Below are 13,019 nucleotides of genomic sequence, written 5' to 3'. Positions count from 1 at the left end.
TCACGATAGGGCGCCCCCCGGACCGGCCCCCACCGGATTTCCCACCGGTGGTTACGGGGATGTCGCCGGCCTCCGTCCTCCGCGCCCCTTCATCCCCGGGGGAGCCTCCAGAGGACGCCCGGGTACGGGTCGCGGCACCCGTCCCTATAGCCCCCATAGCCCCCGAAGCGTTCCTCTACAGAGCCGCCTGGCCCGGCTGCCGCCACGTCCCCACAATCACCGTCGCGTACAACTCCTCCGAGCGGACGATCCGCGGGAGCAGCCCCGCGCCGGTGAACGCCTCGACGGCCCGGGCCGCCTGCCGCTCACTCGTCTCGACCAGCAGATGCCCGCCGGGCGCCAGCCACTGCGGCGCGGCCCCGGTCACCCGGCGCAGTACGTCGAGCCCGTCCGCCCCGCCGTCGAGCGCCACCAGCGGCTCGTACTCGCGGGCCTCGGCCGGCAGCAGCCCGACCTCTTCGGTCGGTACGTAGGGCACGTTGGCCACCAGGACGTCGACGCGGCCACGGAGCCCCGGTGGCAGTGGCTCGAAGAGGTCGCCCTCGTAGACCGCGCCGCCGACGGGCGCGACATTACGGCGGGCGCAGCGCACCGCGGCGGGTTCGATATCGGCCGCGTACAGCTCGACCTGCTCCAGGCCGGCGGCCAGTGCGGCGCCCACCGCTCCGGAGCCGCAGCACAGATCGACAACCACGGTGGGCCGTTGTTCCGCGCCGGTCTCCGGGGTGACGGACCGGCGCCGCAGGCGGAGTGCCTGCTCCACGAGGAACTCCGTACGGCGGCGCGGCACGAAGACGCCGGGGTCGACGGCGATCCGCAATCCGCAGAACTCGGCCCAGCCCAGGACGTGTTCCAGGGGGTGGCCAAGGGTGCGGCGTTCCACCATGGCGGCGAGTTCATCGGACGTACGGGCGGCCGCGAGCAGCAGCGCCGCCTCGTCCTCGGCGAAGACGCAGCCGGCAGCACGCAGCCTGGCGACGATCTCCGGCGCCAGACCGTGGCAGGTGCCCTGGACCGCGGAGTCAGGGCGCAATGAGGGTGCTGACAAAGGGCGTGCAGGCCGTGAAGGGCGGGACGGCCCTGGAGGAGCTGAGGGGCCGGAAGGGGCTGAGGGGCCGGAAGGGGCCGAAGAGGCCGAAGAGGCCGAAGGAACTGGGGAAGCCGAGGATCCCGAATGGTGGCCTGAGGGTCGTGAGAGGTGCTGTGACGGCATGTGTGGTGAGCCTTTCGGGGCGCCGAGGCGGGCCTGGCTCACCTGTGCCGGAAGGTCACCTGCGGCGGTGGACCATGCGGACGGGAGACGGGCGCGCCTGCCTGGACTGGCGGGGTATCGGTCTCACCTCCTCGGTCACTCCACTGCTGGGACGGCACAGAGTACCTGACGGCGTGTGAGCGGGTGTCCCTCGTCCGAACTGATTTTCAGGAAAGTACTTGTCAGTTCGGAAAGCGCTTGCCATGCTGAAAACACGCAGCCGAAGAGCGTCCGCCGCGGGAGACGAACCCGCGACAGGTCCGCGACCAACTCACGACCACTCGCGGCCAACTCGCGACGAAGCAACGACGCAACGGCGGCTGCTCAACGGGGAATCAAGGAACGCCGGAATGCCAGGGGGGACTGACATGAAAGACATGCCGGAGCAGGCATACGCATCCGAGGACGCGGCGGCCGCACTGACCCGCGCCCAGGAGTTGACCAGTACGGTCCGGGCGAGCACGAAGTGGTACGTCCGCTATCAGGTGATCTACGGCTGCGGGGCCGGGATGATGGTGCTGGCCCTCGGGTTGTTGGGGCAGCCGTACGGAGTGGCGATCAGCAGCATCTTCTGGTGCGCCACCGTGGGCGGACTTTCGGTGTACGCGGCCCGGCAGCGGGTCGCCCGGCGCGGCTTCGGCCGCTGGCATGCCGGCCTGATCACCGCCTGGGGAGTGCTCTACAGCGCGGTGTTGGTGCCGGGCTTCATCTGGTTCCAGGGCGTCGCGGCGTGGTGGGTGGCCGGAGCAGTCCTGGTGGCCCTTCCCGGGCTGATAGGCGGATACGCGGAGGCCCGCCGGTGAGCACCTCGCGGCAGTCGCCCCAGGGGGCTCATCCGCGGCACGGCCTCGACGAGGTCATCCACGCGCCCGTCCGCTTCTCCATCGTGGCGACCCTGGCGGCCGCCGACAAGGCCGAGTTCGCCTTCGTCCGCGACACCGTCGAGGTGAGCGACTCGGTACTGTCGCGCCAGGTCTCCACCCTGGAGAAGGCCGGTTATGTCGCCGTCACCAAGGGCTACGTCGGCAAGCGCCCCCGCACCTGGCTCGCCCTGACACCCGCCGGCCGCACCGCATTCGCCGCCCACTGCCAGGCTCTGAGCGCCATAGCGGAGGGCGCTGGTGAGGCCGGCGGCTGACCCGTAAGCCCTGACGGGCGGGACCGACGGGCGGGACCGACGGCCTGAGGTGGGCGGCGAGGCCGGAGCCGATGGGCGGCGAGGCCGGAGCCGACATGGCGCCCGTGATGCGGAGGCCGTGACGCGGTGGCTCGTAGCGCGGTCGCTCGTAACGCGGCGTCCGCGACTCCGCGGCCGTGACTCCGCGGCCGTGACCTGGTGACTCCCTGGAGCCGCGCCTTGGGCCCGCGATCTGCGAGACGGGAACGGGTCGGGACCGGGGCGGGCGGAGACCGGGGTCGGAACCGGGACCGAGGCCGAGGCCGAGGCCGAAAGACCGGGACCGAGGCCGAGGCCGAAAGACCGGGACCGAGGTCAAGGCCGAGACCGTAAGACCGGTACCGAGGCCGGGTGGGTACCGGGACCGGGGTCGCCCCGGCGCCGTGTTGACTTGGAGCGCACTCCAACTCCTAGTGTCCACCACGGGATTGAGCCCCACGATCAGCCCGTCCAGGAGGTAGCGGCACTATGACCACGACGACCATTCCCCCGCGCAAGCTCGGTGAGCTGGAGGTATCCGCGCAGGGACTCGGCTGCATGGGGATGAGCCACGGTTACGGGGAGTCGGACGACGCGCAGTCGATCGCCACCATCAACCGGGCGCTCGACCTCGGCGTCACGTTCCTGGACACCTCCGACTTCTACGGTGCGGGGCACAACGAGGAGTTGATCGGCCGGGCCATCGCCGGGCGGCGGGACGAGGTCGTGCTGGCGACGAAGTTCGGGTTCGCCAACCGGCTCGGCGAGCCGACCGCGATCCGGGGCGACGCCGCGTACGTACGGCAGGCATGTGACGCATCGCTGCGCCGGCTCGGGGTCGACCACATCGACCTCTACTACCAGCACCGGGTCGACCCCGAGGTGCCGATCGAGGAGACCGTCGGGGCGATGGCCGAGCTGGTCGCGGCCGGCAAGGTGCGCCACCTCGGACTGTCCGAGGCGAGCGCGGCGACGCTGCGCCGGGCACATGCGGTGCACCCGATCGCCGCGCTGCAGAGTGAGTGGTCGCTGTGGACCCGGGACCTGGAGCAGGAGGTCGCGCCGGTCTGCCGGGAGCTCGGGATCGGGCTGGTGCCCTTCTCGCCCCTGGGCCGCGGGTTCCTGACGGGCCGATACACCAGCGTCGAGGGCCTGGCGGAGACGGATGTGCGCCGTACCCAGCCGCGGTTCGCCGACGGAAACCTGGAGCAGAACCTGGCCATCGTCGAGAAGCTGAACGAACTCGCCGAGCAGAAGGGAGTCAGTGCCGGCCAGCTCGCGCTGGCCTGGGTGCAGCACCGCGGGGACGACGTGGTGCCCATCCCGGGCACCCGCCGGCAGAAGTACCTGGAGGAGAACGTCGCGGCGCTCGCCATCGAACTGTCCGCCGAGGACCTCGCCGCCATCGACGCCGCGGCCCCGGCCGGACAGGTGGCCGGGACCCGGTACGACGAGGTGAGCATGACCTTCGTCGACGGCTGACCGGTCAGGAGCCGGCCAGGCCCACCCCGGCCTGCCGGTCCTCGCGTGCCTGCCGGTCCCCGCCTGCCGGTACTCGCCTGCCGGCCTCGCCCCGCAGGCCGGCTACGCGGGCGACATCACCTCGTACAGGTTGCCGGAGTCGTCGGCGAAGAACAGGCCACGGGGGCACAGCGGGTGGTCGGTACGGCCGTTGTCCGGGGTGGTCGGGTCGTTGCCGTAGGGGATGCCGGCCGCCTCGATGCGGGAGAGGATCCCGTCGAAGGTCTCGGGGTCCACGTCGAAGGCGAGATGGTGGCCCTCGGCGTCCGGCACGGTCATGAAGTCGAGGGTGAGCGTCTCGTTGACCCGAACCGGCGCGAAATGCCCGAGCCGACCGGCCGGCGGGAGCTCCGGCAGCCCCATGACCTGCGCAAAGAACCGAGCAGCCGCCCGGTGATCGGCCGCCGGGACGATGGTGTGGTTGAGGGTCACGGTCATGCGGGACTCCTGATGGTTGGGGCTGACGGGTGGTGGTTGGGCGCTGGCGGTCGCTCGTCGCTCGTCGCTCGTCGCTCGTCGGGCGTTTGGCGTGGGCGGACGCGGGGCGTGGGGTACGGGTGCGGGGCGCGCCTCGGCTGGGCCTGAGCCTGGCGGTGCGTCGCGGTGGTCGGCGTGTGGTGGTGTCGGCGTGTGGTGGTGCGTTTGCCGGTCCGCGGGGGCTGGGACGTGGCATCGACGGGGCGCGGAGATGCGTCGTCACCCTGGTACGTGGGGGTGCGTCGGGTGCGTCGCTGCCGGGCTGTGGCGGTTGGCTGCGGGCGGCGGGTCGGTGACGCGGCATTGCCGGGTGCGGTCGCCTGTTGTGTCCGGAGTGGGTGAGGTGATGTGCCGTTGCCAGTCCGCGGTTGGGCGTCGCCGGGGCGGTCCTGTGTCGGACGGGCCTGGTGGGGCGTTGCTGGCGTTGCTGGCGTGCGAGCGATGAGGCGGGGGCCGGGGCGCGGTGCGGTTCGTCGTTGCTGCGAGCGGAGGTGCGGTGCGTTGTTGCCGGGCCCGCTGGTTGGCGATTGTTCCCAGGGCGCGGCGGGGGTGGTCGTTGTGGGGGGCGGCGATGGGAACGTCGCTGAGGCGCGGTGGTGCGTCGTTGTGGGGGCGTGGATGGTGGAGCGTTGTGGGGGCGCGGCGCGTTCGGCGTAGGTGGGCAGGTCGTGGCGCCGTAGTGCCGAGCGTTCGTCAATGCCGGGCTGCGGGTGGGTTGTTAGGGGGCGCGGCGATCGGGCGTTGCCCGGCATGGTGGTTGGCCGTTGGCGGCCCGTGATGCCTCGTTGGCGGGGCAGGCGGCAGGCGGCAGGCGGCAGGCGGCATGCGGCAGGCGGTACTGCCGGCTCGCGCGGCGGGATATTCAGGGGGTGGCTAAGCGGCGTCCGGGGGTGCGGCGGGTCGCCAGTTGGTTGGCGGGGTGCGGCAGTGCCTCGTTTGGGGTCGGCGGTGGTGCGTCGTATGTGGGGTGGGGCGGGGTGGGGCTCGTTGGCTGAGGCGTGGGTTACGTGTCCTTGCCGGGGTGGGTGAGGGTGCCGTGGAGGAGGACGGCGATGAGTTCCTCGCTGGTGAGAGGGGTGTCGGCCTCTGAGACGGGGGTGGGGAGGCGGGTGAAGAGGAGGCCCAGGAAGGCGCCGGCGACCTTTTCGGGGGACAGGCGGAAGGCGTCCCGGTCCGGTTCGATCAGTTCGGTGACGGCTTGGCGGAGCGCGGCGGCGGAGCGTGCCCGGGGGTCCTCCGGCGGGCCGTCCGTCTTGGCGCCGGTCTCCGGGGTGACGGCGCCGGGTTCGCGGCCGCGGCTGCGCAGGTGGCCGGAGGCGTGCAGGGCGCCGACGACGGTGCCGATCCGCTCCATATGGGCGCGCAGTGCCTCGGCCGCTTCCGTCAGCCGGGCGGCGAGCGGCTGGTCCAGGGAGACCGAGGCCAGTTCGCGTAGGACGTGGTCCGTGCTGACCGCCTCGCGGACGCAGGCGTCCAGCACCTCGTCCTTGTCCTTGAAGGCCCGGAAGATCGTGGCCTCGCCGATGCCCGCGGCGCGGGCGATCTGACTGGTGGTGACGGCCGCGCCGTACTCCGCCACCAACGGCAGCGCGGCGGCCACGATCATGGCCCGGCGCTGTTCCACACTCATGCCGGGTGCGCGCCGGCGTGCAGGTTGTGGGGTCATGGTGTCGATAGTACGGAGTGAGTGCTCACTCCGTCAATGGTTTCCGTCCCGGCGTGCGCCGCGCGGGTCCGCCGTCCGCTCTCTAGACTTTTTGCAGCGGACCTCTCGCAGCAGAGTGCTTGCTCCGTTGCCGGCGCGCTTGTTGTGGCTGCTTTGCGGCGGGCGCTGCTCTGCGGTCGGTACTGCGTGACGGGTGCTGTATTGCGGGCGCTGCGTGGTGGGTGCTGCGTTGCTGGCGCTGCGTGGCGGGTGCTGTGTTGCGGATGCTGCGTGGCGGGTGTTCGTGCCGTCGTCGTGTGGAAGGGCGGCGTGCCATGGAATGGAAGCTCGAACTGGTGCCGGTTCCGGTCACCGATGTGGAGCGGGCCAAGCGCTTCTACAGCGAGCAGCTGGGCTTCGCCGTCGACCATGACGTTTCGGTCGGCGGCCGGGCGCGCATCGTGCAGCTGACGCCGCCCGGGTCGGAGTGCTCGATCGTCATCGGGGCGGGTGCGGGGGTCGCCGAGGTGCCGCCCGGTTCCGTGCAGGGGCTCCAGTTGGTGGTGTCCGATATTGCCGCGGCCCGGGCACAGTTGGTCGAACGGGGCGTGGCGGCGAGCCCCGTGCTGCATGTGGAGGACGGTGCGCTGGCCGACGGGCCCGGCGGGGTGTGGAACTCGTTCGTCTACTTCGCCGATCCTGACGGCAACGGCTGGTCGTTGCAGGAGGGGCCCGGGGGCGAGGGGGAGGAGCCCAACGGTGATCGGGAGAACCTCGGTGGTGAGCAGGAGAACCCCGGTGGTGAGCAGGAGGGGGCCACTGGCGGCCGGGAGGGCCCCGGCGGCGGGTAGGGAGGCCCCGCGGGCGGTTAGCCGGGGGTGGCTCAGGGGTGCCGGTTGGGCTCGGTGGGCTCGGTTGGCTCGATTCAGGGGGCCCGGCCGCGTTCGGGTCAGGCTGTAGCTGTCGTGCCGCGTTACGAGGCGGGCGGCCGGAAGGCCGGAGTGAGATTGGCTCAGCTGGCCCGCGTGTGCCCTGTGTGCCTGTACTCGCCGCCCCCGATCGCCCGCCCCTGGGCCCGGCCCCGCCCCGGCCCCGGCCTCATCCCCGGGGATAGCTCCCGCCCCGCCCCTGTTCCTGGCCCAGCCCCATCCCCGGGGCTCCGCGCCCCCGCCCCGCTTCCGCCCGTATGCCCCGGAGATCCTGTCTACGATCAGTGGGATGGCGACGGTTCGGGAGCAGGAAGCGTTTTTGCGGGCGTTTCACGCGGCGCACCCCGCGGTGACCGTACGGGCCATGGCGCACGGACGGGCCGACGACGGGCGGTCGAGCTACGAGATCTTCCGGGACCGGGTGGCGGCCTGCGAACGGGTGCTGGATCTCGGCTGCGGTGACGGGATGTTGCTCGAACTCCTCGCCGAGCAGGGGCGGCCGGCCGACGGCGCGCTGGCCGGAGTCGACCTGTCCGCCGAGGAGTTGGCGCTGGCCCGCTGCCGACCCGGTGTCGGCCGGGCCGATCTGAGGGCCGGACGCGCCCAGCAACTTCCCTTCGAGGACGGCAGGTTCGACGGCTGTGTGTCCCATATGGCGCTGATGCTGATGGGCGACGCCGAGCGGGTCGCGGCCGAGGTGGCACGGGTGCTGGCGCCCGGTGGCACGCTGGCGGTCGCCCTGGGTGGTGGTGCGGCCGGGGACGAGGCGTATGCGGCGTTCCTGCGAGTGGCCCGGCCGTTGTTCGTGGCCGCACCTGCCGACCAGCGGATTCCTTCGCTCGGCGACCGGCGGCTGCGGAGCCGCGAGGGGTTCGACGCGGTGTTCGGCCCGGCCGGATTCGGGCCCGCGCGGTGGGAGACCGTACGGATCGATCTGACCGGGCCGCTGGAGCGCGTCTGGGCGACCGTGGGCGGCTTCTACGATCTGGGGCCGCTCGACCCCGCCGTCACCGCGGAACTACGCGCCCGCTTCGAGAGGGAGGCGGCGGCCCTGGCACGGCCGGACGGCCGGATTCCGTGCGCGATGCGGGTGCATATCGCCACGGCGGTGAGGAGTGACGCGCTCGGGGGTGCATATCGCCATGGGGGTGAGGAGTGACGCGCTTGGGGATGCACATCGCTAAGGCGGTCTGGAGTGTCGCGCTTGGGGTGCGGATTACCGCGGCGGGTGCGTAGTGATGCGCTCGGCGGATCGCTGCGGCGGTGTGCGGAGTGAAGCGCTCGGGTGTGCGGATCGCCGCGTGCGGTGCGTAGTAGTGCATGGCGTACGTGGCGCGCAGGGAGGTGGCGGTGCATGCGGCGCGTGCGGCGCGTGCGGCGCGTGCGGTGTGTGCGGCGCGTGCGGTGTGTGCGGTGTATGAGGGGCGTGATGGTAGTCCGGACGCCCTCGCCCCGACGCGCGCCCAACCCCCGTTACTCCGGATGCCGTTGGCTGTAAGTGGCCTCCAGGTGCGGGAGGTGGGCGGTGCCCCAGGCGCCGAGTGGGGCCAGGGCCTCGTTGAGGGAGCGGCCGGCCTCGGTGAGGGAGTATTCGACCTTCGGCGGCACCTGGGCGAAGGTCTCGCGGTGCACGATGCCGTCGGCCTCCAGCTCGCGCAGCTGTTGGGTCAGCACCTTCTCGGTGATCTTCGGTAGGCCGCGGCGCAGTTCGCCGAACCGGTGTGGACGCTCGGCCAGCGCCCACAGCAGCAGCACCTTCCATTTGCCGCCGATGACGTCCACGGCGGCGTCCAGCCCGCATTCGTACGGCCTGTTGCGTGTGCGTGTGTTCATCCTTCAGCCCCCCTGACGCGGTGTTCTCCTCGTTGGAGCAAGTATCCAGGCGGGAGCGGCTGGTGGGCGACGGCCGGCGCGCCTCACAGTCCCTGTGCGGCCATCCACTCCGGATCCGGGGCGATGGTCTGGAGGACCTCGATGAGGGTGCCTTCGGGGGCCCAGACGTTGAAGCGGCGCTGGCCCCACGGCTCGTCGCGCAGCGGTACGGCTATGGGCACCCCCTTGGCGCGCAGGGCGGCCTCCTCGGCCGTGGCGTCCTCGACCAGGAACCCGAGGAGGGCGCCGCCGGTCTTCTGGTGGCGGAAATCCAGAGGCATGGCCTCGTGCCCGCGCAGGGTGAAGTCCAGGGCACAGTCAGGGTGTTGGGGGTGCTGGAGGCTGGCGTACCAGTCGAGCTCGACGAGCGGCTGGAAGCCGAAGTGGTCGACGTAGAAGCGGGTGCTGGCCGCGACGTCGTCGGTGAGCAGGGCGGTGCCGAACTTGGCGAAGCGCATAAGGATCCTCTCCGGGCGCGGCCGGGCGGTCCGGCGGCGTGGTGGTGCGGTGGCGCGATGGCGCGTGGTGTGCCACCGGGGCAGGGCGGTTGGGTCGGGGTGGTCGAGGCCAGGTCGGTCACGGCCACTCACTCCCGGTGCAACAACTTCAGTTGTAGTACTCTGGATGTAGTGGTTGCAAGGGGGTTTTGGAAGATTCCGAAGAATTCTGAAGGATTCCCCAGATTTCGGGGATCCGGGATTTCGGTTCCCCGTGTGCGAGGTGGGCGAGATGGTGCGTAATCCGGAGCGGCGGGCCGCGTTGGTGGATGCCGCGATCGAGGTGTTGGCGCGGGACGGTGCGCGCGGGCTCACCTTCCGGGCCGTAGACGCGGCCGCGGGGGTGCCCGCCGGCACCGCGTCCAACTACTTCACCAGCAGGGACGATCTGCTGGCCCAGGTCACCGTCCAGATCCACCAGCGGATCGCGCCCGATCCGGACGAGGTCGCCGAGGTGATGGCGGCGCCGCGTAGCCGGGCGCTGGTGGCCGACCTGATGCGGTGGATCAACCGCCGGGTGACCGGGGACCGCACCGGCTATCTGGCGATGCTGGAGCTGCGTCTGGAGGCGACCCGCCGCCCCGAACTGCAGGCCGAGCTGACCCGGGTCATGCGGGCGACGCTCGACGACGACCTCGGCTTCCACTTGGAGAGCGGGCTGCCGGGCGACCGGACCGCCGTGCTGCTGATGTATCTCGCCATGACCGGGCTGATGCTGGAGCAGCTCACGCTGCCCGGTGTGGTGCCCGCCGAGGAGACCGACGGGCTGATCGTGGAGCTCGTCGACCGCACGATCGGGGCGGAGGGGAAGCGGGAGCCCGGATAACGGCGTTTCGCGGGCCGGCAGGCAGGTCGGGGGGCCGCAGGTCGGGGGCCTGCGGGCCGGGGCCCGCTGTCCCCGGTCCGCAGGCCCGCTTCCCCCGGTCCGCTGCCCCCGGTCCGCAGGCCCGTTGCCCGCTGCATCCGGTCTGCAGGCCCGTTGCCCGCTGCCTCTGGTCTGCAGGCCCGCTGCCCGCGGCCACCGGCCCGCGGCCCGCGGCTCCCGGCCCCCGCCCCCACGGCTCCGGCCTGCAGCCCCCGCCCCCGGAAGGGTGCGCCCTACCCCGTAAGGGTGCGCCCTACCCCCGTAAGGGTGCGCCCCGACCCGTAAGCGTGTGCTCCGGCCCGTAAGGGTGCGGACCGGCCCCGGCCCCGTAAGGGGGATGCCGGTCCCGTAGGGGTGCGGCCTAGATGAGTAAGTCCGAAGTCTTGGGGTGCATGAAGCGAGGGTCTCGTTGATCCGTTTGTGACGACAGATCTCGAAACCCTCGCGACAGCACTGTACGTGAAGATCGATGACGCTCTGGCAGGAACGCGGCGGCCGGGGCGGCCGCCGAGGCTGACGGACGTGGAACTGTTGACGGTGGCAGTGATGCAAGCCGTTTTGGGGTTCGTCTCCGAAGCCAGGTGGCTGCGGTTCGCCCGCCGCCACCTGGCCTCCGAGTTCCCCTACCTGCCCGGCCAGTCCGGCTACAACAAGCGCCTGCGGGCGGCGAACACGCTGATCAGCCGTTTCATCCGCACCCTGGCCCGAGACACCGACCTATGGCATGACGACGTGTGGATCGTGGATTCCACCCCGGTGGAATGCGCCCGCTCCCGCCCCACCGCCAAACGCTCCGACCTGGCCGGCTGGGCCGCCTACTCCTACTGCCCCTCGCACTCACGGTTCTTCTGGGGCCTGCGGCTCCACCTGATCTGCACACCCGGCGGACTGCCGATCGCCTGGGCACTGGCCAACCCCAAGACCGACGAACGCGAAGTTCTCGCCGACATGCTCCTGAACGACGCCGACCTGCTGACCAGCCATCCCGGACAGACGGTCATCGGCGACAAGGGCTACGTCTCCCGACACCTCGACGCCTTCATGGCCGACCACGGCCTGTCCGTGCTGCGGCCCAGCTACCGCAACCGCAAGCCCCGACCCGGTGAACACCTGCTCAAGCCCATCCGGCAGCTGATCGAGTCGGTCAACGACACACTCAAAGGCCAACTCGACCTCGAACGGCACGGAGCCAGAACCCCAGCCGGAGTCATGGCCCGCATCGGCCAGCGCATCCTCGCCCTGACCACGGCCATCTGGCGCAACCGCACCAACAACACACCGGTCACCCGATCACTGATCGCCTACGACCACTAACCAAGACTTCGGACTTACTCATCTAGCCCCCGTAAGGGCGCGTCGTGCGGGCCTCGCGGAGGGCCAGGGCCCACCACTCCAGTTGGCGGAGCAGGGCGTCGGCGGCCTTTTCGGCGGGGGCGGGGTCGTGCAGCCGGCCCGCGTCGTCGAAGAGGTTGCCGGCCAGCGCGAAGCTCACCGTTTCGCGCACCGTCGTCGCGTGCAACTCGGCGAAGACCAGCCGCAGTTGCTCGACGGCGCGGAGGCCGCCGGAGATCCCGCCGTACGAGACGAAGCCGACCGGCTTGGCCTGCCACTGTGGGAAGAGCAGGTCGATGGCGTGCTTGAGCGGGGCCGGGAAGGAGTGGTTGTACTCGGGAGTGATCACCACGAACGCGTCCGCCTGCTCCACGCGCTTGGCGAAGGACTCGTACTCCTCGCTGCCGTGGCGCAGTTCGTACGGGCGGATCTCGGCCAGGTCGATCACGTCGAGGTCGACATGGGCGCGGGTCTCCGCCTGCCGGGTGAACCAGTTCGCGATGACGGGCGCGAACCGGCCCTCCCGGGTGCTGGCGACGATCACTGCGAGGCGGTAGGTGTGCTCGGACATGCGGGCCCTCCGTGGCGGGGTGCCGGGTCGGGTCGGTGGACGGCGGGCTCGCCGTCGGGGCCCGAAACTAGGACCTCAAGCAAAGTTGAGGTCAAGCGCGCCCCGAGGACCGTCGCCACGGACGACCGCCAGCCCCGGAGGACCGTCGCCACGGACGACCGCCAGCCCCGGAGGACCGTCGCCACGGACGACCGCCAGCCCCGGAGGACCGCCGCCCCGGAAGGCCGCCGCCCCGGACGACCGCCGGCCGGTCACCAAACGCGGGTCACCCCACGCGGAGCACCCCACGCCGGTCACCCCGGTGCCGGTCACCCCACCCCGTCACCCCCCCGCCCGTCACTCCACGCCGAACAGCTTCAGCAGCTCCGTCTTCTGGAACATCTGCGCCGTCTCGATCGCCGACGGCGCGCCCGCCGACGGATCGGCCCCGTGCGCCATCAGCACCTTGACGACCTCGTCGTCGCCCTTGAACACCGCACCGGCCAGCGGCGTCTGGCCGCGGTCGTTGGGGCGGTTGGGATCGGCGTCGCGCTGCAGCAGCGCCTCCACCGTGGTCGGGTGGCCGTGGTACGCCGCCAGCATCACGAGCGAATCGCCTTTGTCGTTCGTCAGGTTGGCGGGCACGCCGGCGTCCACGTACGCGGCGACGGTGTCGGTGTCTCCGTGCCGCGCCAGATCGAACACCTTGGACGCGAGCTGCAGTACCTCGGGGTCATGCGCATGCTCGATCGACTCGGGCCCCTGCGGCTGGGGATTCGCGTCGCTCATGGTCGCCGGCCTCCTGCTGTCGTGGGTGGTACGTGCATGATCAGTGCGGAACGAGTGCGTGGTACCTGCGGGATACCTACGTGTTACTGCCGGATATCTACGTGGTACCGCGTGATACCTACGTGATACTGCGT

The 13,019-nt window shown here is 71.3% G+C and carries 14 protein-coding genes; 7 read left to right on the top strand and 7 right to left on the bottom strand.

The genetic code is table 11. The features are described from left to right. Window positions 1–175 precede the first annotated feature (175 nt). Window positions 176–1,033: a putative protein N(5)-glutamine methyltransferase gene (locus tag ACFV1J_RS26735; RefSeq protein ID WP_385862100.1), complete on the bottom strand. Its 858-nt coding sequence runs from the start codon at window positions 1,031–1,033 to the stop codon at window positions 176–178. A gap of 587 nt (window positions 1,034–1,620) precedes the next feature. On the opposite strand from ACFV1J_RS26735, the gene ACFV1J_RS26730 reads away from it, so the two are divergent. The 3 genes from ACFV1J_RS26730 (at window position 1,621) to ACFV1J_RS26720 (ending at window position 3,890) form a co-directional block, all read left to right on the top strand. Then, window positions 1,621–2,055, top strand: coding sequence for a hypothetical protein (locus tag ACFV1J_RS26730; protein WP_385862098.1), 435 nt, complete (start codon window positions 1,621–1,623; stop codon window positions 2,053–2,055). Further along, on the top strand, window positions 2,052–2,390 hold the full coding sequence (locus ACFV1J_RS26725) for a winged helix-turn-helix domain-containing protein (RefSeq protein ID WP_385862096.1): 339 nt from the start codon (window positions 2,052–2,054) through the stop codon (window positions 2,388–2,390). The genes ACFV1J_RS26730 and ACFV1J_RS26725 overlap by 4 nt, the downstream gene beginning before the upstream one ends. Window positions 2,391–2,897: 507 nt before the next feature. Further along, window positions 2,898–3,890 (top strand): aldo/keto reductase, encoded by a 993-nt coding sequence (locus ACFV1J_RS26720; RefSeq protein WP_385862094.1) that lies wholly within the window; start codon window positions 2,898–2,900, stop codon window positions 3,888–3,890. Between the two features lie 102 nt (window positions 3,891–3,992). On the opposite strand, the gene ACFV1J_RS26715 is transcribed toward ACFV1J_RS26720, so the two are convergent. Then, a complete protein-coding gene (locus ACFV1J_RS26715) occupies window positions 3,993–4,367 on the bottom strand; it encodes a VOC family protein (RefSeq protein ID WP_385862093.1) in 375 nt (124 codons plus the stop codon). A 1,042-nt stretch (window positions 4,368–5,409) separates the two neighbouring features. Further along, entirely contained in the window at window positions 5,410–6,012 is a 603-nt protein-coding gene (locus tag ACFV1J_RS26710) for a TetR/AcrR family transcriptional regulator (protein WP_385862175.1), read from the bottom strand. A 374-nt stretch (window positions 6,013–6,386) separates the two neighbouring features. Between ACFV1J_RS26710 and ACFV1J_RS26705 the strand changes: the two genes are divergently transcribed. Beyond that, entirely contained in the window at window positions 6,387–6,902 is a 516-nt protein-coding gene (locus tag ACFV1J_RS26705; RefSeq protein WP_385862091.1) for a VOC family protein, read from the top strand. 367 nt (window positions 6,903–7,269) lie between these two features. Next, entirely contained in the window at window positions 7,270–8,139 is an 870-nt protein-coding gene (locus tag ACFV1J_RS26700; protein ID WP_385862088.1) for a class I SAM-dependent methyltransferase, read from the top strand. A 314-nt stretch (window positions 8,140–8,453) separates the two neighbouring features. Here ACFV1J_RS26700 and ACFV1J_RS26695 read toward each other — a convergent pair whose 3' ends face one another. Continuing rightward, window positions 8,454–8,813 carry a winged helix-turn-helix transcriptional regulator gene (locus tag ACFV1J_RS26695; RefSeq protein WP_385862086.1) on the bottom strand — a complete coding sequence of 120 codons (360 nt, stop codon included), beginning with the start codon at window positions 8,811–8,813 and terminating at the stop codon, window positions 8,454–8,456. 83 nt (window positions 8,814–8,896) lie between these two features. Continuing rightward, complete coding sequence (locus tag ACFV1J_RS26690) at window positions 8,897–9,310, bottom strand: VOC family protein (protein ID WP_385862085.1); 414 nt, start codon at window positions 9,308–9,310, stop codon at window positions 8,897–8,899. 271 nt (window positions 9,311–9,581) lie between these two features. On the opposite strand from ACFV1J_RS26690, the gene ACFV1J_RS26685 reads away from it, so the two are divergent. Together ACFV1J_RS26685 and ACFV1J_RS26680 are read left to right on the top strand one after the other, a co-directional pair. Beyond that, window positions 9,582–10,175 (top strand): TetR/AcrR family transcriptional regulator, encoded by a 594-nt coding sequence (locus ACFV1J_RS26685; RefSeq protein ID WP_385862084.1) that lies wholly within the window; start codon window positions 9,582–9,584, stop codon window positions 10,173–10,175. 459 nt (window positions 10,176–10,634) lie between these two features. Continuing rightward, complete coding sequence (locus ACFV1J_RS26680; RefSeq protein WP_385862082.1) at window positions 10,635–11,528, top strand: IS982 family transposase; 894 nt, start codon at window positions 10,635–10,637, stop codon at window positions 11,526–11,528. Between the two features lie 22 nt (window positions 11,529–11,550). On the opposite strand, the gene ACFV1J_RS26675 is transcribed toward ACFV1J_RS26680, so the two are convergent. Both ACFV1J_RS26675 and ACFV1J_RS26670 read right to left on the bottom strand, forming a co-directional pair. After that, on the bottom strand, window positions 11,551–12,117 hold the full coding sequence (locus ACFV1J_RS26675; protein WP_385862081.1) for an NADPH-dependent FMN reductase: 567 nt from the start codon (window positions 12,115–12,117) through the stop codon (window positions 11,551–11,553). Between the two features lie 336 nt (window positions 12,118–12,453). Continuing rightward, window positions 12,454–12,885, bottom strand: coding sequence for an ankyrin repeat domain-containing protein (locus ACFV1J_RS26670; RefSeq protein ID WP_385862080.1), 432 nt, complete (start codon window positions 12,883–12,885; stop codon window positions 12,454–12,456). Window positions 12,886–13,019: the final 134 nt, after the last annotated feature.

The organism is Streptomyces sp. NPDC059649, from assembly GCF_042734445.1.
GTDB lineage: Bacteria > Actinomycetota > Actinomycetes > Streptomycetales > Streptomycetaceae > Streptomyces.
The sequence above is the reverse complement of the archived record's forward strand: the minus strand, read 5'-3'. Positions and strand labels throughout refer to the sequence as shown.

Bases quoted from the DNA above. Each gene is read 5' to 3' on its own strand.
- ACFV1J_RS26730 (WP_385862098.1), top strand. From the start codon at position 1,621: ATGAAAGACATGCCGGAGCAGGCATACGCATCCGAGGACGCGGCGGCC.
- ACFV1J_RS26720 (WP_385862094.1), top strand. From the start codon at position 2,898: ATGACCACGACGACCATTCCCCCGCGCAAGCTCGGTGAGCTGGAGGTA.
- ACFV1J_RS26715 (WP_385862093.1), bottom strand. From the start codon at position 4,367: ATGACCGTGACCCTCAACCACACCATCGTCCCGGCGGCCGATCACCGG.
- ACFV1J_RS26710 (WP_385862175.1), bottom strand. From the start codon at position 6,012: ATGATCGTGGCCGCCGCGCTGCCGTTGGTGGCGGAGTACGGCGCGGCC.
- ACFV1J_RS26705 (WP_385862091.1), top strand. From the start codon at position 6,387: ATGGAATGGAAGCTCGAACTGGTGCCGGTTCCGGTCACCGATGTGGAG.
- ACFV1J_RS26700 (WP_385862088.1), top strand. From the start codon at position 7,270: ATGGCGACGGTTCGGGAGCAGGAAGCGTTTTTGCGGGCGTTTCACGCG.
- ACFV1J_RS26695 (WP_385862086.1), bottom strand. From the start codon at position 8,813: ATGAACACACGCACACGCAACAGGCCGTACGAATGCGGGCTGGACGCC.
- ACFV1J_RS26690 (WP_385862085.1), bottom strand. From the start codon at position 9,310: ATGCGCTTCGCCAAGTTCGGCACCGCCCTGCTCACCGACGACGTCGCG.
- ACFV1J_RS26685 (WP_385862084.1), top strand. From the start codon at position 9,582: ATGGTGCGTAATCCGGAGCGGCGGGCCGCGTTGGTGGATGCCGCGATC.
- ACFV1J_RS26675 (WP_385862081.1), bottom strand. From the start codon at position 12,117: ATGTCCGAGCACACCTACCGCCTCGCAGTGATCGTCGCCAGCACCCGG.
- ACFV1J_RS26670 (WP_385862080.1), bottom strand. From the start codon at position 12,885: ATGAGCGACGCGAATCCCCAGCCGCAGGGGCCCGAGTCGATCGAGCAT.